The sequence below is a fragment of the Acinetobacter sp. ANC 5600 genome, assembly GCF_002018395.1.
GTDB classification, from domain to species: Bacteria; Pseudomonadota; Gammaproteobacteria; order Pseudomonadales; family Moraxellaceae; genus Acinetobacter; species Acinetobacter amyesii.
In genome coordinates this window covers 465,798-489,688 of record NZ_MVKW01000001.1, presented here as the reverse complement: position 1 = coordinate 489,688, position 23,891 = coordinate 465,798, and the positions used below count along the sequence as shown (strand labels likewise).

Annotated in this window: 25 protein-coding genes, 4 tRNA genes and 1 riboswitch; of the genes, 8 read left to right on the top strand and 21 right to left on the bottom strand. The window is 41.0% G+C overall.

Annotation, left to right across the window (positions count from 1 at the left end; genetic code table 11):
* Positions 1-4: 4 nt before the first annotated feature.
* Together B1201_RS02475 and rpoD are read right to left on the bottom strand one after the other, a co-directional pair.
* Positions 5-292 (bottom strand): YbeD family protein, encoded by a 288-nt coding sequence (locus B1201_RS02475; protein WP_078192402.1) that lies wholly within the window; start codon positions 290-292, stop codon positions 5-7.
* A gap of 126 nt (positions 293-418) precedes the next feature.
* Positions 419-2,308 carry an RNA polymerase sigma factor RpoD gene (gene rpoD, locus B1201_RS02470; protein ID WP_078192191.1) on the bottom strand — a complete coding sequence of 630 codons (1,890 nt, stop codon included), beginning with the start codon at positions 2,306-2,308 and terminating at the stop codon, positions 419-421.
* Between the two features lie 399 nt (positions 2,309-2,707).
* Here rpoD and B1201_RS02465 point away from each other — a divergent pair, with 399 nt between their 5' ends.
* The gene (locus B1201_RS02465) at positions 2,708-2,917 is read left to right on the top strand and encodes a PA3496 family putative envelope integrity protein (protein WP_078191373.1); all 210 of its coding nucleotides are present in this window, start codon (positions 2,708-2,710) and stop codon (positions 2,915-2,917) included.
* Between the two features lie 67 nt (positions 2,918-2,984).
* The gene (locus B1201_RS02460; protein ID WP_078191372.1) at positions 2,985-3,509 is read left to right on the top strand and encodes a YecA family protein; all 525 of its coding nucleotides are present in this window, start codon (positions 2,985-2,987) and stop codon (positions 3,507-3,509) included.
* A gap of 80 nt (positions 3,510-3,589) precedes the next feature.
* Here the strand turns inward: B1201_RS02460 and B1201_RS02455 are convergent, their stop codons facing one another.
* From B1201_RS02455 to B1201_RS02430, 5 genes are all read right to left on the bottom strand, one after another.
* Positions 3,590-4,006: an ABZJ_00895 family protein gene (locus tag B1201_RS02455; RefSeq protein WP_078192190.1), complete on the bottom strand. Its 417-nt coding sequence runs from the start codon at positions 4,004-4,006 to the stop codon at positions 3,590-3,592.
* Positions 4,007-4,129: 123 nt separating this feature from the next.
* Entirely contained in the window at positions 4,130-4,540 is a 411-nt protein-coding gene (locus B1201_RS02450; RefSeq protein ID WP_078192189.1) for an ABZJ_00895 family protein, read from the bottom strand.
* Positions 4,541-4,560: 20 nt separating this feature from the next.
* A complete protein-coding gene (locus tag B1201_RS02445) occupies positions 4,561-5,172 on the bottom strand; it encodes a DedA family protein (protein ID WP_078192188.1) in 612 nt (203 codons plus the stop codon).
* Positions 5,173-5,534: 362 nt separating this feature from the next.
* On the bottom strand, positions 5,535-5,831 hold the full coding sequence (locus B1201_RS02435) for a hypothetical protein (RefSeq protein ID WP_078192186.1): 297 nt from the start codon (positions 5,829-5,831) through the stop codon (positions 5,535-5,537).
* Between the two features lie 194 nt (positions 5,832-6,025).
* Positions 6,026-6,958 (bottom strand): rhodanese-related sulfurtransferase, encoded by a 933-nt coding sequence (locus B1201_RS02430; RefSeq protein ID WP_078192185.1) that lies wholly within the window; start codon positions 6,956-6,958, stop codon positions 6,026-6,028.
* Positions 6,959-7,146: 188 nt separating this feature from the next.
* Here B1201_RS02430 and B1201_RS02425 point away from each other — a divergent pair, with 188 nt between their 5' ends.
* Positions 7,147-7,635 carry a DUF1289 domain-containing protein gene (locus tag B1201_RS02425; protein ID WP_078192401.1) on the top strand — a complete coding sequence of 163 codons (489 nt, stop codon included), beginning with the start codon at positions 7,147-7,149 and terminating at the stop codon, positions 7,633-7,635.
* A gap of 62 nt (positions 7,636-7,697) precedes the next feature.
* Positions 7,698-8,309, top strand: a complete 612-nt coding sequence (locus B1201_RS02420) for a LysE family translocator (RefSeq protein ID WP_078192184.1) — start codon at positions 7,698-7,700, stop codon at positions 8,307-8,309.
* A gap of 87 nt (positions 8,310-8,396) precedes the next feature.
* Here B1201_RS02420 and ribB read toward each other — a convergent pair whose 3' ends face one another.
* On the bottom strand, positions 8,397-9,056 hold the full coding sequence (ribB, locus tag B1201_RS02415; RefSeq protein ID WP_078191365.1) for a 3,4-dihydroxy-2-butanone-4-phosphate synthase: 660 nt from the start codon (positions 9,054-9,056) through the stop codon (positions 8,397-8,399).
* A gap of 103 nt (positions 9,057-9,159) precedes the next feature.
* A riboswitch (FMN riboswitch) is annotated at positions 9,160-9,313 on the bottom strand.
* A 170-nt stretch (positions 9,314-9,483) separates the two neighbouring features.
* Here ribB and B1201_RS02410 point away from each other — a divergent pair.
* Complete coding sequence (locus B1201_RS02410) at positions 9,484-11,310, top strand: DUF2157 domain-containing protein (RefSeq protein ID WP_078192183.1); 1,827 nt, start codon at positions 9,484-9,486, stop codon at positions 11,308-11,310.
* Positions 11,311-11,324: 14 nt separating this feature from the next.
* Positions 11,325-11,945, top strand: a complete 621-nt coding sequence (locus B1201_RS02405) for a GDYXXLXY domain-containing protein (protein WP_078192182.1) — start codon at positions 11,325-11,327, stop codon at positions 11,943-11,945.
* A gap of 122 nt (positions 11,946-12,067) precedes the next feature.
* On the opposite strand, the gene panD is transcribed toward B1201_RS02405, so the two are convergent.
* The 11 genes from panD to B1201_RS02350 all read right to left on the bottom strand — a co-directional run bounded on the left by panD (position 12,068) and on the right by B1201_RS02350 (position 18,209).
* Positions 12,068-12,448 carry an aspartate 1-decarboxylase gene (panD, locus tag B1201_RS02400; protein ID WP_078192181.1) on the bottom strand — a complete coding sequence of 127 codons (381 nt, stop codon included), beginning with the start codon at positions 12,446-12,448 and terminating at the stop codon, positions 12,068-12,070.
* A 150-nt stretch (positions 12,449-12,598) separates the two neighbouring features.
* Positions 12,599-13,174 carry an aminoacyl-tRNA hydrolase gene (gene pth, locus B1201_RS02395; protein WP_078192180.1) on the bottom strand — a complete coding sequence of 192 codons (576 nt, stop codon included), beginning with the start codon at positions 13,172-13,174 and terminating at the stop codon, positions 12,599-12,601.
* A gap of 20 nt (positions 13,175-13,194) precedes the next feature.
* Positions 13,195-13,491, bottom strand: a complete 297-nt coding sequence (gene rplY, locus B1201_RS02390) for a 50S ribosomal protein L25 (protein WP_078192179.1) — start codon at positions 13,489-13,491, stop codon at positions 13,195-13,197.
* Positions 13,492-13,589: 98 nt separating this feature from the next.
* Positions 13,590-14,543, bottom strand: a complete 954-nt coding sequence (locus tag B1201_RS02385) for a ribose-phosphate pyrophosphokinase (RefSeq protein WP_078191360.1) — start codon at positions 14,541-14,543, stop codon at positions 13,590-13,592.
* Positions 14,544-14,580: 37 nt separating this feature from the next.
* Positions 14,581-14,655, bottom strand: a tRNA-Gln gene (locus B1201_RS02380).
* Between the two features lie 91 nt (positions 14,656-14,746).
* Positions 14,747-14,821, bottom strand: a tRNA-Gln gene (locus tag B1201_RS02375).
* Between the two features lie 28 nt (positions 14,822-14,849).
* Positions 14,850-14,924 (bottom strand) — tRNA-Gln (locus B1201_RS02370).
* A 38-nt stretch (positions 14,925-14,962) separates the two neighbouring features.
* Positions 14,963-15,037, bottom strand: a tRNA-Gln gene (locus tag B1201_RS02365).
* Positions 15,038-15,040: 3 nt separating this feature from the next.
* Entirely contained in the window at positions 15,041-15,880 is an 840-nt protein-coding gene (ispE, locus tag B1201_RS02360; RefSeq protein ID WP_078192178.1) for a 4-(cytidine 5'-diphospho)-2-C-methyl-D-erythritol kinase, read from the bottom strand.
* Positions 15,881-15,908: 28 nt separating this feature from the next.
* On the bottom strand, positions 15,909-16,487 hold the full coding sequence (gene lolB, locus B1201_RS02355) for a lipoprotein insertase outer membrane protein LolB (RefSeq protein ID WP_078192177.1): 579 nt from the start codon (positions 16,485-16,487) through the stop codon (positions 15,909-15,911).
* A 9-nt stretch (positions 16,488-16,496) separates the two neighbouring features.
* Positions 16,497-18,209, bottom strand: coding sequence for a hypothetical protein (locus B1201_RS02350; RefSeq protein WP_078192400.1), 1,713 nt, complete (start codon positions 18,207-18,209; stop codon positions 16,497-16,499).
* Between the two features lie 78 nt (positions 18,210-18,287).
* On the opposite strand from B1201_RS02350, the gene hemA reads away from it, so the two are divergent.
* On the top strand, positions 18,288-19,571 hold the full coding sequence (gene hemA / locus B1201_RS02345) for a glutamyl-tRNA reductase (RefSeq protein ID WP_078192176.1): 1,284 nt from the start codon (positions 18,288-18,290) through the stop codon (positions 19,569-19,571).
* A 55-nt stretch (positions 19,572-19,626) separates the two neighbouring features.
* Here hemA and B1201_RS02340 read toward each other — a convergent pair whose 3' ends face one another.
* Positions 19,627-21,555 carry a DNA primase gene (locus B1201_RS02340; RefSeq protein ID WP_078192175.1) on the bottom strand — a complete coding sequence of 643 codons (1,929 nt, stop codon included), beginning with the start codon at positions 21,553-21,555 and terminating at the stop codon, positions 19,627-19,629.
* A gap of 233 nt (positions 21,556-21,788) precedes the next feature.
* On the bottom strand, positions 21,789-22,760 hold the full coding sequence (locus B1201_RS02335) for an outer membrane protein assembly factor BamD (RefSeq protein ID WP_078192174.1): 972 nt from the start codon (positions 22,758-22,760) through the stop codon (positions 21,789-21,791).
* A gap of 71 nt (positions 22,761-22,831) precedes the next feature.
* Between B1201_RS02335 and rluD the strand changes: the two genes are divergently transcribed.
* Positions 22,832-23,884, top strand: a complete 1,053-nt coding sequence (gene rluD / locus B1201_RS02330) for a 23S rRNA pseudouridine(1911/1915/1917) synthase RluD (RefSeq protein ID WP_078192173.1) — start codon at positions 22,832-22,834, stop codon at positions 23,882-23,884.
* Positions 23,885-23,891: the final 7 nt, after the last annotated feature.

Here is a 23,891-nt window from a genome sequence, read left to right as displayed (position 1 = left end):
GTACTTACAGTGCTGTCTTAATTAATGGACAAGCTGCAAGGTCTGCATAAACTGCGTGAACTTGTTCAAGTTCTTCAAAACGAAGATTTGCTGTTACTGAATGGTATTTACCTGTACGTGAAGGCGTTACAGTCATTTCACTGCCGTCAAATTCAGGAAAATGTTTAACGAAAATATCATTTACTGCCTGACGGAGTTCCGCGCCTGCAAGACCAATCAGTTTAATTGGATAATCCATCGGGAACACCCAAAGATGCTCTTGCAATTCACGTGAAGGAGCGCGATTAGTCATATCAGTCATGGGACACCTCATTAGAAAAAATACCTGCAATGAGCAGGTATTTGGAATCATTTGCTACATGCTCATATTATGGGGGAGAACCCCCCATATTCAAGCCTGCATTATCCTATAGATAGATTAGTCATTCTCAAGGAAAGAACGTAAGTGTTCAGAACGAGAAGGATGACGTAATTTACGTAAAGCTTTCGCTTCAATCTGACGAATACGTTCACGTGTTACGTCAAACTGTTTACCAACTTCTTCTAAAGTGTGGTCCGTTGGCATGTCGATACCGAAACGCATTTTCAAGACTTTCGCTTCACGTTCAGTCAAGTTTTCAAGAACTTCACGTGTTGCTTCTTTTAAGCCTTCTGACGTTGCAGCGTCAATAGGAGAGGTGATATTACCGTCTTCAATGAAGTCACCAAGATGCGAATCTTCATCATCACCAATTGGTGTTTCCATTGAAATTGGTTCTTTCGCGATTTTAAGCACTTTACGAACTTTCACTTCGTCCATTTCTAGACGTTCACCTAATTCTTCTGGTGTAGGTTCACGACCCATTTCTTGAAGAAGTTGGCGAGATACACGGTTGATCTTGTTAATGGTTTCGATCATGTGTACTGGAATACGAATGGTACGTGCTTGGTCGGCAATCGAACGCGTAATCGCCTGACGAATCCACCATGTTGCATAAGTCGAGAACTTATAACCACGACGATATTCGAATTTATCCACCGCTTTCATCAAGCCAATGTTACCTTCTTGGATCAAGTCGAGGAATTGCAAACCACGGTTGGTGTATTTTTTCGCAATCGAAATTACCAAACGTAAGTTCGCTTCAACCATTTCCTTTTTCGCACGGCGAGCTTTCGCTTCACCAATCGACATACGTTTAGAAATGTCTTTGATGCCTTTAACATCTAAACCAAGTTCTTTCTCGATGTCAGCGATTTTTTGTTGGAATGCCAGAACGTCAGGGCGGACTTTTTCAAGATAGCCTTTCATTTCTGCAGGTGCTTTAGCAATTTGTTCATCTAACCAAGCAAAGTTAGATTCTTGGCCTGGGAATGACGTACGGAATTGAGTACGGTCCATACGACCACGACGTACTGCATAGCGCATAACTTCACGTTCAGAAGTACGGATTTGGTCATGGGTATTACGAATCAAATCAGAGATGATGTCGAATAAACGTGGTGTGAATTTGAACATCATGAACACAGTTGCAAGTGCTTCAAGTGCAGCAGCAGCTTCTTTACTGTTACGACCATGTTTTTCAATTGCGGCTTTAGTGACTAACCATGCTTGTTCAAGCTCGGTGAAACGTGCTTTAGCAATTTCAGGATCTGGACCAGATTCGCCTTCAGAATCATCATCACCTTCAGACTCTTCTTCTTCATCGTCATCATCAAGTTTGACATCTTTAGTTGGCTTGTTGGTTGACGCTTCATCTTCATCGATCTCAGAATCATCTTCATCGATCACTTCTGGGATGGCTTCGTCAGATTCTGGATCTAAATAACCAGAAAGAATATCCGCTAGACGGCGTTCACCCGCTTCATAATCTTTGTATTCTTGCAGTACAACTTCGACTGCATTTGGCCAATAAGCAATAGAATGTAAAACGTCACGAATACCTTCTTCGATGCGTTTTGCAATGCTAATTTCGCCTTCACGTGTCAAAAGCTCAACTGTACCCATTTCGCGCATATACATACGCACAGGGTCAGTGGTACGACCGGGTTCATTTTCAACAGATGCAAGTACAGCAGCGGCTTCTTCTTCAGCAACTTCGTCAGTCGCTTCGCTGCCACCTTCAAACATTGTATCGTCAGTTTCTGGTGCACGATCATGTACCGGAATACCCACGTCATTCAACATCTGAATGATGTCTTCAATCTGTTCACTTTCAGTGATTGAGTCCGGGAGATGATCGTTAACCTCGGCGAAAGTTAGGTAACCTTGCTCTTTGCCTCGGCTAATCAGAGCCGCTACTTGAGAAGTAGGGGAAGTCATATCGCTCATCTTTGCTTACTCTTCGTTGAATCTGTGGCAGTAAAAAACCGTGCATTTTAGCACGATCGTCTCATTAAATCTTGTTAATAGCTGGCTTATCCCATTAGGACGGTACAGCATCAAGCTGTCCAATGAGATATTAAAAATTTAAATTCAGTAATTTAGGTGGGGCTGAAATTGTTGTTTTCAAGTTCATCCCATGCATCGATTATTTTACGAGTCATCTTTGACTGTCATAAAAATGAAGGACGCAGGGTGGATTATATCATGCCACAGGTTTTGGTAAGAAAAAAAGACCTATTTTTAAAGTTTAGTTGTTAAAAAAACAAATAAAACTTGACAATATTTTATATCCCATATAAATAGCGGCTAGACCCCTTCAATTTTTTTCATTATGAGGTAGTTTTGGTGTCTTCTACAGATTTTGAACTAGATGATAACTACGGTGATGATGATGTGAATTTCGATGAGGCCAGTGCAAAAACTAGCGCGAAAGAATCGTTAGAAAAGCGCCGACTTATTGATGACCTTCTGGCTCAGCGCCGTCTTGAACGTGAGCTTAAAGATTTTGATTACGACATCGACGATGACGATGATTTTGATGACGAAGAAGACTAAATAGCGATTTAGCATAGCGCTTGAAAATGCTATGCTTACGCATTAAGTTTCTAACTCTGGATTTGAAATGAGTGCTTTAGATTTAGACCTTTTGAGTGACTATTTAGACGGCGATGACAACGAGCATGGTCTAGATTTTGCAGCGACTCATGGTTTTTTATGTGCAATTGCAGTAGGCCCAGCTTTTGATAAATGGCTAGACGAACTTTTTGATAACAATCAGAAAAAAGTACCTGCTGAAATTATTGCACAAGTAAAAGCATGGCTCGAATCGATTCGTCAGAATCTTGCCAATGAAGATGGTATTGAATTTCCATTTGAAATTGAAGAAGCCGATGTTGAATCAAGTCTTGGTGACTGGAGTGTTGGCTTCGTTGATGCCATGTTCCTAAACGAAGATGCATGGTTCACCGACGAGTTTGAAGAACAATTGGTAGATTTAACTTTGCCAATCATGGTGTTCAGCGGCATTGATGAAGAAGATCCACAAATGGAATCTTTCCGTCGTAATGGTCAGTTGATGGATGAACTTGCAGAAGAAATCCCAACCAATTTGAACGAATTATATTTGATGTATCACACACCAAATTAATTTCGACGAAATTTAAAAAAAGCACCTTGGGGTGCTTTTTTTAGCGCTATACGTTTTCAATTCAAAGTTAGTCTAAGGGCTTAACTACGTTTGGCTTTTAAGAAGCTCTTTGCCATCCATCCAAAAGATAAAGCCAACATGAGATAATGGATGAATAAAGTAAAGCTGATAGCAAGCAGCCAGACCCAAGCGGGTAATTGCGTTAGCGCCATTTGAATAAAGGCTTGGGTTTCAGGGAAGATCAAGAGACAAATGACTGTAGCAACGACACTGATGAGAACCGACGCTAAAATACAGCTCCAAATCAAAGTTCGCTTTTCTAACTTATTTGGCACTCGCTGATGGTCTTTAACAAAGCTGGATGCCGCAGCGAAACCGCCCACGATGAGACAGGTAATGGATGAACCACCGGGTAAATCAAAGAAAGACTCTATGGCTGCGACAGCGACCATGGCGAGGGCATAAGCAATGCTAAATGTGATGATGTATTTTTTCATTATTTAATGTTCATGTTTTCGTTTTATAAAGAGCGAGTATAGCTTGCCCGAAGTTTCTTCACTGAATTTTAAGTTTCAGTGAAGGGTATTGATTCAAATTCTAACGGAATAAGTTAAAAAAATTTATAATTTTTTAGCGCAGTAGTCTGCATACCAACCGTAGGCAATATGAAATATCGTGCCATGAATGGCGACCATGCAGAGCATAACTACAGCAGTTAGCCCAATGCCTGCATTATCCACAGACTTCATAATGCTTTCGGCATTGGGATTCATCAGCACCAAGAACAGCACAAAAAAGCTACCAATGATGATTGCAACGGCACTGGAGCCCCAAACCAGTTGGATCTTTTCATGGTTGCTAGGCACACGTTGTTCTTTCTTTACAAAATGCCCAACGCTGATTAATGCACATGCCACCAATGTAGGAATTAATGTAATACCACCAAGATTTAATCCAAAAATTAATACGGTAATCAAAAGCACCAAGGCGATGCTATAAACAGCAGCAAAGTGTAGGAGATAGTGTTTCATTTAAGCCCCAAAACAAAAAATTAACGAGGTCGACGTTGATGTCGACGGTACAAAATCCAACTAATAATGATGACTGTGATCAGAATAATCACATGGCCAACTTTACTAAATATTTGCTGCATTAACTGCTGATTTTCACCTAAATAAAAACCCATACAAGCTAAAAAAGTGGTCCAAATAATCGTACCTAAACCACTATAAAACATAAACTTCCAAAACGGCATGCGGCTCATTCCAGCAGGAATACTAATGAGAGAACGCACAGCTGGAATCATTCGTCCGAAAAATACAATGCGGTGACCGTATTGCTCAAACCATGCTAGAGATTTTTTTACATCTGCCGATTTGATAAATAAATACTTTCCATAGCGATCGACGAAGTGAAAGATGGATTCATGCTTAAATTTATAACCAATCCAATATAGCAATGCAGCCGCCAGTAAAGAACCGACACAACCTGAAATAATGACACCAATGAGGAGTAGTTGACCTTGGGAGGCAGAATAGCCAGCCGAGGGCATGATGATTTCTGAGGGGATTGGGGGGAAGACATTGTCAAGGAACATGAGTAGGGCAATACCGAGATAACCCAATTGTTCCATGATTGAAATGATCCATTCAGTTAAAGTCATGGTAGCTAAGGCAGAGAAAAGGTGTATTTATCCTATGTTGAAAAGCGCAGTGGGTAAAGTTCCGTTTTAAATATTCCTGAAACCACCTAAGTAAAACAACAAATATTGAGTTCATCTTGTCTTAAGTAGCACGTAGGCTCAATGAGAAGGAAAAGTATGAATACGTGATGGCATTAAGCAATGCTGAATGATATAAGGTTGAATAATTGAAAGGCTTGGATCATAGTTTTTATAGTATTGAGTGTACGCTGTTCAGTTTGGATTTTATTTAGATTTCGGAGCTTTAGCAGCTTTAAAAATCGTTTTATGTACTGAACAGCGTAGGACAAAGTTGCAATAAGTAGCGTTGCAAGGTGCATAAATTAATCATCATGTTCCATATTTAATAGTGTGTGAATATAGACTTGGCGTAAGCTCAGAGATAAAGCAAATGGAATCACACAAAGTCCAAGAATGTTGAGCATAGTGGGTTGTAAGTGCAATGTATAAGCAATAAATAAGGCAAAAATTGCACCAATGCATGTAGCAATACTGACTATCAAAATATGCGACTGTTGGTTAAGGAGGTGTTTTAATTCTCCTACACTTTCTTTTACACGGGGAGCGGGTAAAGCAAGGCGCCTTGAGGTTGCAATTGGAGAGTTGATTAATTTTGGCATAATGCTTTCCTTTTCAATTATCTATAATGATTTTCTCGGATCAATTGATCAGAATAAGCATAAATGCGCGAACTGATTCTCGTAAATAACCAGATATAGTTATTTTGTCAAAAAAATTAAGTCACTGTTGAGAATGCGTAAAAAAAGCCCTAAAAATAGGGCTTTTATTTATATATCGTTACAACAAATTTTCCTTAGAGACGCTTACGTTTTGCTGCCACAATTTGTGATTGACGCATACGGAAGCCTGCTTTTTGCTGTTCAGTAGTTTTGTCGATACAGTATTTGCATGATACGCCGTGTTCGTAGCTCGGAAGTTCAACTTCAGCAGGAGCCAGTGGCCAACCGCATGCGTGACATTTGATATTTTCGCCTTCTTCCATACCGTGAGTGACAGCAGTACGACCGTCAAATACGAAACATTCACCTTCCCACATGCTTTCTTCAATAGGGGTTTCTTCTAAATATTTTAAGATACCGCCTTTAAGGTGATAAACCTCATTAAAGCCTTCTTGAAGTAAAAGTGAGGTTGATTTTTCACAGCGAATACCGCCTGTACAGAACATGGCAATTTTCTTATCTTTATGCTGCTCAAGCTCTTTTTTCACGTATTCAGGGAATTCACGGAAAGTCTCAGTTTTCGGGTCAATCGCACCCTTAAATGTACCTGCTTTGTACTCATAGTCGTTACGTGTATCAATTAGGATTACGTCATCACGTGTAATTAGTTCATTCCATTCTTTAGGATCAAGATAGTGACCGACTAAATCACGTGGTTTCACTTCCACACCTAAAGTCACGATTTCTTTTTTCAGTTTGATCTTCATTTTACGGAATGGTTTATCCGTACTATGCGATTCTTTGTATTCCATCGCATTAAAGCCTTCATTGAGAAGGAATTGATGGATGATATCTACAGATTTACGGTCACCGGCAACAGTACCGTTAATACCTTCACCTGCCACAATTAGAGTACCGCAAAGGTTGATGGTTTTTACCAAGTCTAAAAGACGTTGTTGAAGATCGGCAGGATCTTGAACTTCTTTGAATTGATAAAGTGCGGCAACAACCCAACCAGAGGTCGCTTGCTGTTCTACAGGTGCAAGCTGTTCTACAGTAGCGTTCATGGAGTACTCCAAATGAATAAACAGGATAAAAATTAAGGCGCACATTCTACCGTGATTTGGATGAATAAGCGAGTAAAGCGATGGCTTTTAACCACACATTTGATCATAGCTTCATTTCAGTAGTTTTAGCGTGTATAGTCATGCCGAGTTGTTTTTATCCCATAAATATTGATTGAATGGAGCCGGTTTTGAGTACTGATCGTCGAATTGCCTCGTTAACCCCATGTGCAGGGCGTTGTTCTACGGTATTTGGTGATTCAGTCTGTCGTGGTTGCCGCCGCTTTAACCATGAAGTCATAAAATGGAATACCTATACAGCAGAGCAACACACGGCCATTTGGTGTCGTTTAGATGCGCAGTTAGATCAAATTTTAATACCGATGTTGCCGCAAGCAGATATCATCCATGTCGAAGCCTTTGTCTTGTCTAAGCGAGTTCGCTTACGTCCAGATGCAAGCAAAGGCCGTAAACTGTATCACGCACTCAAGCTCTGCGAAAAAAACCGTCATTTCACAGATGAAAGTGGACTCGGGATACATTACAAACAGGTGCGACCGTTGTGGGATGAATTTGAGCGTCGAGTTTTAGCACTCGCCACAGCCAGCTATGATTTGGCATTTTTAAGAGCAGATGCCATTCGCTTGCATTTATTGCAAAACATGGATGAAGAGGACTAAGTCCTCTTTTTTTATTTATGAAATTTATCGTGATGTAAAAAAATAAGTGAAGGAATCTCAGCGTGAATTATTCGGAGTACTTTTTATATTGTGTGGCAGTCATCGTGATGATTGCAACACCTGGACCTGTGATGCTGTTGGTCGCGAGTGCAGGTTTACAAGGCGGATATAAAAAGGCATTTCAAACCATTGTGGGGACGAATTTTGCGTCATTGATTTTGATCGTACTGTCTGTGTGTATTTTAAAAGGCATTTTAAATGTGAATGCGCATTGGCTCGATGGCATCAAAATACTGGGTTGTTTATATATTGCTTATATTGGATTTGATATTTTAAAAGAAGTAACTATACAGCCCACTGCACAATCTCTGCAGTTAAAAGCAGCACAAGGGGGCTTTAAGAAAGGATTGATCGTGGGAATTTCAAATCCTAAGGATATTATTTTTTTCGCATCATTTTTCCCGCAGTTTGTAGGAATTACTCCTCATCTTAATCTGAGTTTAATTGTGTTGACCCTGAGTTGGATCGTTTTAGATTTCGCAACTTTGTCTTTGGTGTATTTGTCTTTTCATCGATTGTCGAAATCACGCTGGTATAAAAAATTGTTGGCACTGTGTGGGCTGATTTTAGTGGTAGTTGCCATCTACGGGATCTATAGCATATTCACGGTTTAATTCTTAACTTGAAATGTACAGTAAAAAATAAAAAAGGCTGATTCAATCAGCCTTTTTATGAATGTGTAGAGTTTTAATTAATTCGCACTAGAGATTGTGCTGTAAACGATATTGCACAATTTCTTCAATGGTGAGTACAGTCAAATGATGGGTTTGTGCATACGCTAAAACTTGTACGCCATTGGCCATTGTGCCGTCTGGGTTGGTTAATTCACACAAAACACCTGCAGGTTTTAAACCGGCCAGACGTGCCAAATCAATAGTCCCTTCAGTATGTCCACGACGGGTCAATACGCCGCCTTCACGCGCACGTAAAGGAAAAACATGACCCGGACGGTTTAAGTCACTAGCAACAGCACCATCTTTAATTGCGGCTTTGACTGTAGTTGTTCGGTCTTTTGCTGAAACGCCAGTAGTAACACCTTCCGCAGCTTCAATGGTTACGGTAAAGGCAGTTTTAAAATGGCTAGAGTTATCAGACACCATGGGTGGAAGTTCTAAATGATTAGCCTGAGCATCGGTTAAACACAGGCAGACAATCCCTGAACCGTCACGAATCATGCGTGCCATGGTTTCTACAGTCAGTGTTTCTGCAGCAACAATCAGGTCGGCTTCATTTTCACGGTCAAAATCGTCCATGACTAAAACAGGCTTGCCTTGACGAATGTCTTCTAAGGCTTGCAGCATTCGCTGTTCTGCAGGTGGAAGGGCAGAAAAGAAAATTTCGGGTTGAATTAAACTAGACATTGAAACGCTCGCGTAAATTTTAGATACGGTTGAACATTTCAGGACATGTGAAATAGTGGCGTTACGATATATATTGAAAATGATCAATGATATAGAGATGTGACGTCGTCTTCTTTCATCCGGACTATACCGTCGGCTCAGGTATTGCACCTGATCTGCGAATCGCGTTTAAACGATTGGCTCGTGGGCTTTTTGTAGGGCTTTCAACCCAGCAAATTTACCACCGGTGGGGAATTTCACCCCGCCCTGAAGCGATGTGTCTTGAGTATAGACCTGTTTGAGTGATGATGGGGGATTATTGCTTAGAATCATTTGCAAAATTTTAGATAAGTAAATTTATAAGATTGGATTTGTAAGCATTTATATAAAGTGTGTCAAAGCATGCTATCGTGCCGATAAATCAACCATGATTGCATAATGATAAAAAATGACCGCTCCTCAGCATTCTCAGCAGCAGAATATAAAGCTGCATCATTCACAGTTAGATCAAGAGTTTTCAACAGATCTGTTCCAAGATGTACAGGTTATTCGGTATCTGCAAGTGATTGGTGTTGCACTGATAGCAGCCAGTTTCGTGTATTTGATCGCGGCAAACTGGTTGATGTTGCCAAAATTCATTCAATTGGCAATTCCAATGTTGCTGTTAGTACTTAGTGCTGTGACGAGTGTATATTTTGCAAGTCGTGTTTGGATTCAGCAAAGTTTAGATACTTTAAGCGGTTTGTTGCTTGGATTGTGTTTGGCTGTGATTGGGCAGGTCTATCAAACAGGTGCAGACAGTTATCTGTTGTTTTTGGTGTGGGCTTTGCTGCTTTTACCTTGGTTATATCGACCGAATATCGGAGTCTTTACGCTACTGTGTTTGATCAGTCAATTGGCATTATTTTTATATTTTAAACAAAGCTATTTAATCGTTGATCATTCATGGTGGTATTTACTTTGTATGAATATATTGACGGCAATATGTGTGACCTTGTGTTTGAAATATTATGCTGCACTGCGCTTTGTATTTATTGCATTCATTACACTAATGTCGATGTATTGCATGTTTTTATACTGTGGAAATGGGGTAGATCAGTATCAATGGCAATATTTAATTTTTGCATTGTTGCTTCCAATTTATCTGATTATCTATTTTTATCGACAACATCGTGCATTAGAAACCAGTTTACAAGCTGCAGGTCTCGCCGCGAGTTTCAGTATTTTGATTTTCCAATGGGCAGAACATATTTTATCTGACTCGAGTGCAGGATTGTTGGTTTTTGCCTTGCTGATATTTGCTTGGTTTGCGGTGATCAGTTGGGCACTGATGAAATTTTTGCCACAGACTAAATTTGTGGTTATTCCTTTAGCGATTGGGGCATGGTTGGCAGGCATTATTTTATCGAGTTTATTGCTGACCTATTGGAAGGCATTTTCGATCGTCATGGGCTTAGTTTTTGTGGCTGTGGCTTGGTGGTTGATTCGACGAGCTAAAAGTATCTTTAGTCGCCAATTTGCTTACTGCTTATGGGTATGTGGCCAATCTGCGGTCTTCATTCATACAGAGAGCTTAACCAATAGCATTTCGTTTATTTTAGTGTTGCAAATTGGCGTTATCTTGCTCTGTTTGTTTAGTCGAATGCATTGGTTTATTGTTTTTATTCAACTCATTGCAGGATACGGCTTTGCAGTGGCCACACTATTTGATGCCAATCTTTTTATGAGCGATGAACATATCATCTTAGCTGTGACTGGATTGAATTATATTCTACTGATTTTCTTGCTCGGGAGTGCAACAGCGTGGTTGCACACGATGTATCGAAAAAGTGTTGTGTTATGGATGTTATGCATCGCATTGGCGGATGTAGTGTTGCAGACGTTGTCAAATAACATTCTACAGTTTGAACAGACCCAACATGGTGTTCTTGACCTGTTTATCGTTTATCTACTGCCTGTGGTTTGGCTTGGCCTTTACATCGCAAATCAGAAAAAACAGGCGGGGAGCGAAAAATGGCCGTTACTGCTATTGGGCCTTGTGCTGATTGCGATGGGTTATTTTGAAATTTTCTTATTATTGGTTTTATTGGCATGGGCGCAGGTCTATCAGCAATCTTTGGTTAAAGCCCTGAGCATCGTGTTGATCATTTTTAGCTTATGGATGCTGTACTACAATTTGGGTCTGAGTTTTTTATTGAAAAGTTTAACGATTTTGATCTCTGGCCTTTTGCTGCTTGGCATTACCAAGATGTTATCTGCGATACAGCTTAAATAAGGGGGAGATGTGTGATGACCATACTTAATAAAAAAATACTTCCTGTTGGTTTGGCTGTACTCAGTATTCTTTTATTTGTGCTGATGATTGCACGTCATGAATGGCATCTGGCAAACAGTCATAGTATTTATGTAAAGCTGCAGCCTGTCGATCCACGCTCTTTGATTCAAGGTGATTATATGGCCTTGAATTATCAGCTCTATTTTGGTGGTCAGCCATCAAAAGAGCAATCTGCCAATGGGCAGGCTGCCAAAGCGAACACAGAAGAAAATGTACACCGTGACTATTTTGTCGATCAAAAAAGTATTGTGAGTTATGTGCAGCTTGATGCACAGCGTAGAGTGATTCGAACCAGTTTCAACCCAGAGTTGTTAGCGCAGTATCCAAGCTCATCCACAAAACTGGTGCTCAAAAATCCTGACAATAGATTTGAGGGTTTATATCCCGCTGCGAGCAGCTTTTTATTTGCTGAAGGCTTGGAGTCGTGCTATCGCGATGCGCAATATGCAGAGCTAAAGGTACAAGAAAATGGTCAGCCTTTGTTGGTGGGTTTGGTCGGAGAGCATTTACAGCCCTTTGATTGTAAACAAAACCAAGCATGGTGGAAGGGCCCGAGAGCAGGGAAGATAAGTTGAGCTGTTGAGTTGTATGTAGTGATATGCGTCTAATACTGAATTTTTGCAGTCAATAATGCATAGTTCAGCCATAAAAAAGCCCGCAAATTTTGCGGGCTTTTTAGAATCTTTAAATGCTTGAATTAAGCAACTTGAACTGGAATACAGTTCGCTGTGTGGTTCACAGTGTTGTTTGGGTTCGCATAGACTAAACGTGGCTTATGTGCATTTGCTTCAGCTTCTGTGAAATCGCCAAAAGTTGCGATAATCATCAAGTCGCCAATATCTGCTTGGTGAGCAGCACCGCCATTTACAGAGATAATGCCAGAACCTTCTTCACCACGAATGGCATAAGTGGTAAAACGCTTACCATTAGTCACGTTCCACATATGAATTTCTTCATATTCACGGATACCGGCTAAATCTAGAAGAATACCGTCAATTGCACAAGAACCTTCATAATGTAATTCTGCTTGTGTAACGACGCAACGGTGGATTTTAGCTTTTAATAAACGAGATAGCATGGCTAGCGTCTCCTTGGTAGACCTAAGATCGTATCTTATGGTGGAACAATCTCTTGAATGCTGGGTGAGCAGTCAAATGCAAGCGCATTTTGCTCTGAAATCATTCAGATGGCAATAAGTATTGTTCAACAATTTGTGGAATTGTCAGTTCTATTTGTAAGCGTTGATCTGGTTCATAGCTTGCTGAATCTCACCACTTACCAACAATTTAGTACGTGATAAGGCATGTGCAATAGCATCATCCATTAAGCCTTGTTCACTACTTGGTGCTTTACCTAAGACATGGCCTGAGACACGTTCTTTAGAACCAGGATGACCAATACCAATACGTAAACGATGGAAATTTGGACCAATATGCGGGACGATATCGCGCAAACCATTATGACCACCATGACCACCGCCAGTTTTCAGGCGAATGACACCAGGGTTCATATCAAGTTCATCGTGTGCGATAAGTATTGCTTCAGGAGCAATTTGATAGAATTTGGCGAAGGGAACAACACTTTGACCAGAGAGGTTCATAAAGGTTGTGGGTAACAGCAGACGAACGTCTTGACCTTCGATATTACCACGACCACTGATGCCTTTATATTTAGGATCAGCTTTGAGTTGGATGCCATATTGTTCTGCAAGGCGTTCTACGAACCAGAAGCCTGCATTATGGCGGGTTTGGGCATACTCAGAACCTGGGTTACCCAAACCAACAATCAGTGAAAGTTTACTCACTCATTTACACCATTTAACACTTATGCGCGTTTGAAGTCAGCGTGCATAGGAGTGTTTTTAGCTGGGTGACGTTGTAAAGCTTGGATTTTAACGCTTTCAGCTTTACCGTCGATGTTGATTTCAACAACTTCTTCAAAGAATGCGTTGTTTTCTAAAGCTTTAACAAGTTCGCGAAGTTCCAAAGTAACTGCTACAGGTTCAGCTGCACCACCGTAGATGATTGCTGGTACTTTATTTTGAAGACGAAGGCGGCGGCTCGAACCTTTCCCTTGTACTGCTTCTTCACGTGCTACTGCATTTAATACGAAGTTTGCCATGATAGACATTCCTATTTAAGTTTAATTGACTAGACCTTCGACCAGTCTAGTGATAGAAAGCCCCACCAAAAGGCAGGGCTTTTAAATTTAGCGCTATATTATAGATAAGAATCGAACATTGCGCTAATAGATTCTTCGTTGTTAATACGACGAATTGTTTCAGCAACCATACTTGCAACTGAAACTTGGCGAATCTTACCAAGAGCTTGAGCTTCTTCTGAAAGCGGAATAGTGTCTGTTACAACCAATTCGTCAATCACAGAGTTTTTCAAGTTTTCTAAAGCTTTACCAGAAAGTACAGGGTGAGTTGCGTAAGCAACAACTTTGCGAGCACCAAAAGTTTTTAGTGCGTCAGCAGCTTTACACAATGTACCTGCTGTATCCACCATATCATCAACGATGACACAGTCACGGCCTTTAACGTCACCGATCAAGTGCATTACTTGAGATTCATTCGCTTTTTGACGGCGTTTGTCGATGATCGCAAGATCGATATCACCCATTTGCTTAGCTACAGCACGCGCACGTACTACACCACCAACGTCAGGAGAAACAACCATTAAGTTGTCGTGTGACTGTTGACGAAGATCTGCTAAAAGTGCAGGAGTACCGTAGATGTTGTCTACAGGAATATCGAAGAAACCTTGGATTTGGTCAGCATGAAGGTCGATCATGACAACGCGGTCAATACCAACAGTTGTGAGCATATCTGCAACAACTTTTGCTGTAATTGGCACGCGGCTTGAACGTGGACGACGGTCTTGACGAGCATAACCAAAATAAGGAATGACAGCAGTGATACGACCAGCACTTGCTCGACGCAAAGCATCAGCCATAACTAAGATTTCCATAAGGTTATCGTTAGTTGGAGCACAAGTTGGTTGTACGATGAATACGTCTTTACCACGAACATTTTCAGTAATTTCGACAGCGATTTCACCGTCAGAAAATTGACCTACAGATGCAGCACCTAGAGGGATATGAAGGTGGCTAACGACTTTTTGGGCGAATTGTGGATGTGCAGATCCACTAAAAACGACAAGATTGGGCATGAAGCACCCTTGGCGGTTGGCAAATTGGAGAATTAGATGGCAGGGGCGGCTGGATTCGAACCAACGGATGCCGAGATCAAAACCCGGTGCCTTACCACTTGGCGACGCCCCTAATGCGGCAGAACTTTAATATTTTTACGGTATTTTGTCAAGTTGAAACAACAAAGATACTGCAAATTATGCTCTGTCTTTTTTGAAGTAAATGGCAGGGGCGGCTGGATTCGAACCAACGGATGCCGAGATCAAAACCCGGTGCCTTACCACTTGGCGACGCCCCTAAATTGATGAAATAGCGAATAAAGTAAATGGCAGGGGCGGCTGGATTCGAACCAACGGATGCCGAGATCAAAACCCGGTGCCTTACCACTTGGCGACGCCCCTAATACTTTACAGCAATTACATCTACAGGTGAAAAAAGATGGCAGGGGCGGCTGGATTCGAACCAACGGATGCCGAGATCAAAACCCGGTGCCTTACCACTTGGCGACGCCCCTATATCAAACTTCAAAATGACGTAATGGTGATTCTTGTAAACTGCGAACCAAGTAAGATTTACATGGTGCATTTTTCAATATGTCATCAATATTCATATTTTCAGTCACTTCAGTAAATACACAAGCACCTGTACCTGTAAGCTTTGCTGTACCGAACTGATCTAAGTACCGCATTGCTTCATCGACTTCGGGATATAAGCTTCGTGCCACAGGCTCAAAGTTATTTCCAAAATCAGATGGCGTTTCCTGATAGCCGCAAAATTTAGTGGGCTTTGAGTCTCTTGTCAACGTTTTTTGTGAAAAAAGCAGTTGAGTGCTGATAAAACAGTCAGGTTTTAACACAATGTACTGTTTTTGAGCTAAATCTATGAATGTTAAGTGTTCACCGATGCCTTCTGCCCATGCATTTAGACCATGTACAAACACGGGAACATCTGCCCCAAGTTGTAAGCCGAGTTCTACAAGTTGTTCGGTATTTAGACCACATTTCCATAGTTGATTGAGCACGATTAGGGTGGTGGCTGCATTGGATGAACCACCACCGAGCCCTGCACCCATCGGAATATTTTTTTCAATGTGGATTTTTTGTGCAGTCAGTGCTTTAGCAAACGGTTTGAGTATTTGAGCAGCACGATAAATTAAATTTTGCTCTAGATTGACGCTGTTTAAGCCCTCAATTTGAATAAAATCTTCATCAGCTGAATTTGCGCGTGGATGAAATTCCACCCAATCAGATAAATCGATGAGCTGAAAAATCGTTTGTAATTCGTGATATCCATTCGGACGTCGGCCAGTAATGTGCAAAAACAAATTGAGTTTTGCAGGAGAAGGTACACGAATCATGGAAGTCATAGCTCAGCTTTTAGGCAAATTAACGATTTTGAATCACCATTGTAATACGGTTTTCCTGACCGGATTCAAGTGCTTGTTTTAAAATTAACTTGTTCGGTACCGTCGCAGTCTCGTTATAACTGAGGTCAACGGTCCAACCATCTTCAATAATCTGTTGTGGGCGCTGCGCAGTATCGCGTTGAATTTTTGCTTGTGTGGTTGCAGGGCGCGCCTGTACCCAGTCGATGAGGTGGGTAATGGGAGCTTGCCAACCCGTAGCACGTTCGAGTAATTCTTCTGGTGTTGCTGCTTCAATCAAACCGGTTTTTGCACTATTGAGTTGAACTTGACCGGGTTTACCGCTGATTTGAGTTTTTCCAACACCTAATATGCCACTCAGTTCGATATCATATTCATTGCGGTCTTGAACCCAAGTAAAAAAAGCACTTCCTGACTGTTGTGGCGTGCGCACACCAATCTTACCTTGTAAGTTGAATTGATTTGCAGCGACTTCTTCAGGGCTGGGTTGATTGGGTGTTTTAACATATTGCTGACAACCGGTAAAAAATAAAGCGCAGCAGGTCAGGGCAGATACCCCAAATTTTGAAGATACTTGCATAAAGTCTTTCTAACTCTTTTTCATGGGTTGGGGTAACAATAACGAATGTAGTTGCTCTAATTGCGGATCATTCGGATGTTTTTGTTGGAGTTGTTGTAACAACGCGTCAAATTTATTCATATCACCTTGCATGAAGACTGATCGTGCATAGCGAATGCCAATTTTTAAACTATTACTCAGTTCATACGCTTTGGCCAAAACAGATGCAGATGTACTAAAATCATTTTGCAAATAACAAATATAACCGAACGTATCTAAAATTGAGGCCTGCTCAGGAGCATATTCTAAGGCATGTTCGACGTATTTTCGGGCTTCATCTAAGCGTCTATTTTGTACCGCCAAGGTATAGGCATATGCATTTAAATAGGTCGGGCTATTGGGTTCAATTTCAAGTAATTGTTTTAGTAATTGGTCGAGTCTATCTTTATCTTGATGGGCGTCGAGCAGTAGAACTTCGGCATAAATGAGCTCAGGATCTTCGGGCAAGTTTCTTACCGCTTCATCAAGCAAACGGACTGCTGCTTTTTTATTGTTCATGCGTTTTAAAATATCCGCCTGAGCAAGATATAAGAAACTGGCATGTTGAGGATAATTAACCCGCTCTTGGGTTAAAAAGCGCAGTGCATCATGCAGCTTATTTTGCTGGCTAAAAATGCTGATCATATTGCGCCGTGAAACTGTATAAAGACTGCCATCAACAAGGCGATAATAGGCTTTTGCCGTTTCATAATGCTGTTTGCGTTCAGCATTTACTGCGAGATAGTAATACGCTTCATTTTGGTATTTGCTCGAATAACGTAACTCCACCAAATACTTTTCGGCTTTTTCATAAAGCTCTAAGTCAATACTGGTCAAACCTGCCATAAATAGCGGTTCTTCAGCAGATGGCCATTTCTTTAGTATATCTTCGAGTTTTTCTAGACCTAATTCTGACTGATTGATTTTAATTAAATATTTTGCTTCTGCTAAGCGAACTTCCATATTGTTGCGGTGTTTACGGCTGGATTTTTCGAACCATTTTAAGGTTTCTTCTTCATCACCTAACGACATAAGTAAATTGGCTTTCATTAAGATATAACCAGTCACTTTCGGGCGTTTTTTCAGTGCTAAATTAATGGTGTCTAAGGCATCAGCAAAGGCACCATTTTGAGCTTGTAAACCTGCGACTAAGACCAAAATAGAAGGGTTGGTTTTCTCCTTGCTAGCGGTCAGTGCTTGAATCAGATAAGCGCGATCTTCCTCTGATTCAGGGGAAATACCCGCCAAAATTTGTTCTAAATCTGCATTTGGGTCAATGGTTAAAATTTTATCAAGTGTTTCGGCGGCAAGCTCATATTCATGGGCTTTCAAAGCAATATGTGATAAATAAAATAATGCTGGTACATCTTCAGGTTCTTGCACAACCCAATGTGTAGCAATATCTAAGGCTGCTTGTAAATCATTTTGCTCAATAGCAACGTTTAAAGCACGCTGTTTGACCATGGTGGATTTACTTTTGATTGCAAGCACGGTGTAATTATGAAGCGCGGTTGGGATGTCGCTATAAGCTAAGGCAAATTCTGCAATCATACTTTGTTTAATTGCATCATATCCTGAATTTGCATGGTAAACTTCTCCCACGGCCCGAATTGGGGCAGTAGAAGCCATGCTACCAACAAGTAAGAATGTGGTAGAATACTGCTTTATTGTCTGGCCGTTCAGTCGGCTATTTGTTAGACGCAATTTTTCTTGATCCAAGTAATGCTTTTTATGACGCCGATAATGCACAATAGCATAAATTTAGCGAAATGATGATCTGATATGTCTTTCTTTGCATTGGGTGTCAACCATCAAACCGCCTCTGTAGAACTGCGCGAACAGATTGCATTTAACCCTGAAAAGTTAACAGCGCTGCTTGAACAGCAAAGCCATGCACCTGAACTCAATGACATGGTGGTGGTATCTACATGTAATCGTACTGAAGTCTATGCGATGTCTGAAAATGCAGACATGGTATTGAATTGGCTTGCCCAATCAAATGGTATTGATGTAAAGCAATTGTCAAATCATGTGTATCGTTATGAAAATGCACAGGCGGTGACACACCTTATGCGTGTGGCTAGCGGCTTGGATTCGCTCATGCTTGGTGAGCCTCAAATCTTAGGTCAAGTTAAAACGGCTTTGTCCTTAGCCAAAGATGCCGAAACTGTCTCCCCAAATTTAAACCGTATTTTTGAATATGCCTTTTATGCGGCAAAACGAGTGCGTACTGAAACAGCGGTAGGAAGTCATGCGGTGTCGATGGGCTATGCCGTTGCTCAGCTAGCTTTACAGGTTTTTAGTCAGCCTGAAAAATTGACGGTCATGATTGTTGCTGCTGGTGAAATGAATAGCTTGGTTGCGAAGCATTTAGCCGAAATGGGTGTGGGTAGAATTATTATCTGTAACCGTACACGTGCCCGTGCTGAAGCTTTATCCCAAGAGATTGCTCATCGTGTAGAAGTTGAAATAATTGATTTTGCAGATTTGGCAGACAATTTACATCGCGCAGATGTAATTTCAAGTTGTACCGGAAGCTTACATCAAGTGATTTATTTTGCAGATGTCAAAGCAGCACTGAAAAAACGTCGTTATAAACAAATGCTGTTGGTTGATTTGGCTGTACCACGAGATATTGAAGCCAAAGTCGAAAGTTTAGATGGCGTTTATTTATATGGTGTCGATGACCTGCAAACTGTCATTGAAGAAAACTTGGCACAGCGTCGTCAGGCGGCAGTTGAAGCCGAAGTCATGGTCAATCAGCTTGCGACAGATTTAATCACACAGCAAAAAGTGAATTTGGCTGGCTCGACGATTCATGCATACCGTGAACAAGGTGAGTCATTGCGTCAAGAAGAACTGGCTTTAGCCCTGAATCGTCTACAAAAGGGCGAAGATGCTGCGACGATTATGCAAGAAATGTCGCATCGTTTAACCCAAAAACTATTGCATCCGACCTCTATCGTGCTGCGCAATGCAGCGATGGCGGAAGACCCTGCTTATTTTGAAATGTTAGAACAAGATTTAGTTAATGTGGCTGAAAATCGCCGTAAACCAAAGAAATAAATAAGCTGATTCATTGAATAGTATATTGTTCACAGCTTGAACTTGAAGTTAAAACTTAATCTTCAAGGAGTGTGAGCGATCTTTTTTTATCAATATCATAAATACGTTGTTTTAAATTACGCATTTCAGCAAGGCTAGAAAACTTATTCGACTTGATCTTGAGTTGTAAGAATTGATATTGCAATTTTGTCGATAAATCTGCTGCAAGTTTATCTGCCTGTTCAGGTGATGACGTATAGTCACTGATATTGGCATGCTCTAAAATATGTTGTAATTCATGATGATGAGCTGCACATGCACCGAGTACATAATAGGTCGATAACTCTGGATCATCAGGCAATTCATCAAAAATCACATTGAAAATATTTAAAACATGATAAAGCAATAAATCTTGTGAAACTAAAGCGCGTAAAGGCTCAAAATGAATGTAAAGATAAGGATGATTGATCAAAATCGCAATCACATATTCTTCAGCATCAATTTTTGTACTAAAGCTCAGAGACGCATCATTATTGACTTGAGGCTGCCACTTTCGGCTGAACCCTAATTTTTCACGGAAATATTGTTGTAGCAAATAACGATATGAACCACCTTTCGGCAACAGTTCAGTGAGCTGTCTGAGTTCACCCATCACCTGACTTTTACCCTCAGGTGAACTGACATTATGATTTTGCGTTAAATGTGCAAAAACAAATTCAGAAAGAAGCGGTGAGGTGTGCAGTAACCGTCGAAAATTTTCAATACCTTCACGACGGATCAATGAATCTGGGTCATGGTCATTCGGCAATACAAAGAATTTAAGTTCACGTCCATCATTCAGTAATGGAAGGGCAATTTCGAGCGTACGACGAGCTGCTTTTTGACCTGCGGCATCACCATCAAATGCAATGGTAATGCGGCTATTTTGCTTAAATAAAATGTTTAAATGTTCAGTATTACTGGCAGTCCCTAAAGTCGCTACAGCGCCATGAATGCCATATTGCTGTAGGGCAATAACATCCATATAACCTTCGACCATTAACCAATCTTGGGCTTTTTGTTTACGGCCTTCATATAAACCATAAAGTAACTGGTTTTTATGGAAAACTTCAGAGTCTGGGGAGTTGATGTACTTCGGTTTGATTTCATCATTTAGGGCACGACCACCAAAACCGACCACACGACCTTTCGCATCTCGAATCGGGAAAATCACCCGCTCACGCAGTAAGTCAAAGTCACGACCACTATCACTGGTGCGAATCAAACCGAGGAGTTTGAGTCCTTCGATATCTTGTGGAAAGGCTTTTTCCAGATGTTGCCAATCTTCGGGGGCATAGCCTAAACGCCAATAGGCAATGGTGTCTGCACTGAGACCCCGTTGTTTAAAATAAGCTTGCCCGATTGGACTGAGTGGTAGTTGTTGCTCATAAAACTGTGCGACATTTTCCAGCAAGTCATATAAGTTTCCGTCTTGCGGCACATCTTCAAAACCATTGGTAACTTGGTCAAAGTGAGCAAAGGGATCGTTCCCATAAAACGCATCTTCGTTATTTTGAAACTCAGCAAATGGGTCGTGTTCGAAATTTACTGCAGCAGGATTTGTGTCGGTTTCGCCTGTTTTGGGCGGCAGAGCTTTTGCTTCGATTGGAGGTTTTTGTACAGGTTTGGGTTTAGATTCGCGTTTATATTTGAGTTTATTGGAATCGTTATTGTCTTTCGGTAGTTCAATACCCGTTTGGCTAGATAAATCCTTCATTACTTCGATGAAGTTACGGCTACCAATATCCATTAAAAAACGGATGGCATTACCATTGGCCTGACAACCAAAGCAGTGAAAATATTGTTTATCACGATAGACATGGAAAGATGGCGATTTTTCCTGATGGAATGGGCAGCATCCTGAGTAGGTGCGCCCAGTCTTTTTCAATTTCACAAATTGACCAATCACATCGACAATATCGGTGCGATCTAAAATTTGATCAATTGTATGTTGAGGAATGGCCATGCTGTTTTATCTGTCTATCTATTGAATTTGGGCAGTTCGTGAAATATGTTGAAATCAGCAATGCTGTAAGTTCAGTGGGGATGCAGTACAGCATCGTCCATCGAACTATTGTATACCTTTTAATCTAACCGAATCTGTAGATCCTGAAAAGATAAAAGGGCAAGTATTCTAACTTGCCCTTTGTGAAAAATCGACCTTCGTTGCGACTATATTATTCAGCTGATTCTGACGACTCAGTTTTTTTCGCTATGAGGACGATCCAATAAGCCAAAGCTTAAACGATTAGTTAAACTACGTTTTTCTTCATCAGTTTCAACCGCGTCTGTAGAGGTTTGCTCAGACATCGTCTGTGCTTCTTTACCGAAAATACCCAAAGTTGCACGGTTAAGGAAGCTGCCTTCACTACGTGCAGCACGCATATTGACTGTACCGTCTGACTTCACAAGTTTTGGATAGTTTAGCTTAAGCACTTCGATGTATTGCTGAGACGTGGTTTTATCACCAAGTTTGTCGTAACCATAGGCTACAGTCGCTAGAGCTTCTGGAACTTGCGGTGCTTGCGGATAATGTTCGATCACCCAAAGTGAACGTTCAACAGCAGCTAACCATGCTTTACGCTTCACATTAAAACGTGCCGCATTCATTTCGCTTTCAGCCAATTCTTGACTGATGAACTTCATACGTTGTGCGGCATCGACTGCATATTCGCTCGATGGGTAGCGACGGATAAAGTCGACAAAGTTTTGATAAGCCACTTTGAGATAGCTCACATCACGATGCGATTGCTTTAAAGAAGTATAGCGAAGCAAACCATTGTAGTTTTGCTCCATGTTTGAAACACCACGCACGTAGTACGCATAATCAACTTGCGGATGTTGTGGGTTCATACGAATAAAACGGTCTGCAAGTGCAATCGCACCTTCATAGTCTTTTTGCTGAAACTTTACATACAATAGTTCAAGTTGTGCTTGCTGCGCATAGTTACCTGTAGGGTAATAGGTCTCTAGAGCTTCAAGGTGTTTTGCTGCATCTGTATATTGGTTACGTTCAAGCGCTTTTTGTGCTTTTTCGATATAAATCTGTTCGCTTGATTGTGGACCTGTGTCGACCACTTCTTTCTTTGGATTACTGCTACAGCCTACCATTGCCGATGCAATGCCTATTGTTAGAGCAAGCATTGTCATTTTATATTTTGGTAGCGACATAAAAATTCCTCTGTTAATACGGGCAATGAGCTACAATTGAACTATTAAACCACTTTTGTCTGAATGAGCAAATGAGTCAAGCACAATCTTCCAATTCTAATTTCCCTGAAACTGATTTCAATTTACTTGAAGATTCTGAGGATGCAGATAACCATACTTCAGACTCAACTGCAACACGTTTATCGTTGCAATTTCAATTGGATGAAAGCTATTTAGGACAACGTATTGATCAGGTTTCAGCACTGGTTTGGACTGATTTTTCTCGTGAAAAGCTAAAACAGTGGCTCAAAGAGGGCCATTTGTTGGTCAATGGTAACACTGTGAAACCAAAGTACAAATGCGAAGGCACAGAGTTACTGACTTTAGACGTCGAGTTAGAAGCACAAACCCGTAGCTTACCCGAAGATATTCCACTTAATATTGTCTATGAAGATGACGATATTATGGTGATTAATAAACCTGTCGGTATGGTTGTTCATCCGGGCGCTGGAAACAGTACAGGCACATTGGTGAATGCAATTTTGCACCATTACCCAAAATCTTCAGAGTTGACCCGTGCAGGTTTGGTGCATCGTATTGATAAAGACACCTCAGGTCTGTTGGTTGTTGCGAAAAACCTCGAATCCCAATTTTCTTTAAGTAAGCAATTGGCGAAGAAATCGGTTTACCGTATTTACGATTTGATCGTATATGGCAACATTATTGCTGGCGGTACAGTCGATGAACCAATTAAACGTCATCCTGTTGATCGCATTAAAATGGCAGTCTTGCCGGGCGGTAAAGATGCGGTGACTCACTATAATGTGAAAGAACGTTTCCAAAACTTTACCCGCGTTCAAGCACGTTTAGAAACGGGTCGTACCCATCAAATTCGTGTGCATTTTACTTATATCGGTCATGGTCTTGTGGGCGATCAAGTGTATGTACCACGTGTACGTATGCCTGCAGGCGCGTCGGTGTTATTAGATGACACTTTACGTGGCTTTAAACGTCAGGCTTTACATGCGGTTAAATTGGGTCTCGTTCATCCACGTACAGGTGAAGACATGATGTTTGAAGCACCATGGCCTGAAGACTTTAATCAATTGGTTGAAGTATTACGTAGCGAAAACAAAGCTTATTAAGTTTTAA

What these genes read in the sequence shown, in the direction of transcription:
- B1201_RS02475 (WP_078192402.1), bottom strand. Translation starts at nt 292, where the DNA reads ATGACTAATCGCGCTCCTTCACGTGAATTGCAAGAGCATCTTTGGGTG.
- rpoD (WP_078192191.1), bottom strand. Translation starts at nt 2,308, where the DNA reads ATGAGCGATATGACTTCCCCTACTTCTCAAGTAGCGGCTCTGATTAGC.
- B1201_RS02460 (WP_078191372.1), top strand. Translation starts at nt 2,985, where the DNA reads ATGAGTGCTTTAGATTTAGACCTTTTGAGTGACTATTTAGACGGCGAT.
- B1201_RS02455 (WP_078192190.1), bottom strand. Translation starts at nt 4,006, where the DNA reads ATGAAAAAATACATCATCACATTTAGCATTGCTTATGCCCTCGCCATG.
- B1201_RS02450 (WP_078192189.1), bottom strand. Translation starts at nt 4,540, where the DNA reads ATGAAACACTATCTCCTACACTTTGCTGCTGTTTATAGCATCGCCTTG.
- B1201_RS02445 (WP_078192188.1), bottom strand. Translation starts at nt 5,172, where the DNA reads ATGACTTTAACTGAATGGATCATTTCAATCATGGAACAATTGGGTTAT.
- B1201_RS02435 (WP_078192186.1), bottom strand. Translation starts at nt 5,831, where the DNA reads ATGCCAAAATTAATCAACTCTCCAATTGCAACCTCAAGGCGCCTTGCT.
- B1201_RS02430 (WP_078192185.1), bottom strand. Translation starts at nt 6,958, where the DNA reads ATGAACGCTACTGTAGAACAGCTTGCACCTGTAGAACAGCAAGCGACC.
- ribB (WP_078191365.1), bottom strand. Translation starts at nt 9,056, where the DNA reads ATGTCTAGTTTAATTCAACCCGAAATTTTCTTTTCTGCCCTTCCACCT.
- B1201_RS02410 (WP_078192183.1), top strand. Translation starts at nt 9,484, where the DNA reads ATGACCGCTCCTCAGCATTCTCAGCAGCAGAATATAAAGCTGCATCAT.
- B1201_RS02405 (WP_078192182.1), top strand. Translation starts at nt 11,325, where the DNA reads ATGACCATACTTAATAAAAAAATACTTCCTGTTGGTTTGGCTGTACTC.
- panD (WP_078192181.1), bottom strand. Translation starts at nt 12,448, where the DNA reads ATGCTATCTCGTTTATTAAAAGCTAAAATCCACCGTTGCGTCGTTACA.
- rplY (WP_078192179.1), bottom strand. Translation starts at nt 13,491, where the DNA reads ATGGCAAACTTCGTATTAAATGCAGTAGCACGTGAAGAAGCAGTACAA.
- B1201_RS02385 (WP_078191360.1), bottom strand. Translation starts at nt 14,543, where the DNA reads ATGCCCAATCTTGTCGTTTTTAGTGGATCTGCACATCCACAATTCGCC.
- ispE (WP_078192178.1), bottom strand. Translation starts at nt 15,880, where the DNA reads ATGATTCGTGTACCTTCTCCTGCAAAACTCAATTTGTTTTTGCACATT.
- lolB (WP_078192177.1), bottom strand. Translation starts at nt 16,487, where the DNA reads ATGCAAGTATCTTCAAAATTTGGGGTATCTGCCCTGACCTGCTGCGCT.
- hemA (WP_078192176.1), top strand. Translation starts at nt 18,288, where the DNA reads ATGTCTTTCTTTGCATTGGGTGTCAACCATCAAACCGCCTCTGTAGAA.
- B1201_RS02340 (WP_078192175.1), bottom strand. Translation starts at nt 21,555, where the DNA reads ATGGCCATTCCTCAACATACAATTGATCAAATTTTAGATCGCACCGAT.
- B1201_RS02335 (WP_078192174.1), bottom strand. Translation starts at nt 22,760, where the DNA reads ATGTCGCTACCAAAATATAAAATGACAATGCTTGCTCTAACAATAGGC.
- rluD (WP_078192173.1), top strand. Translation starts at nt 22,832, where the DNA reads ATGAGTCAAGCACAATCTTCCAATTCTAATTTCCCTGAAACTGATTTC.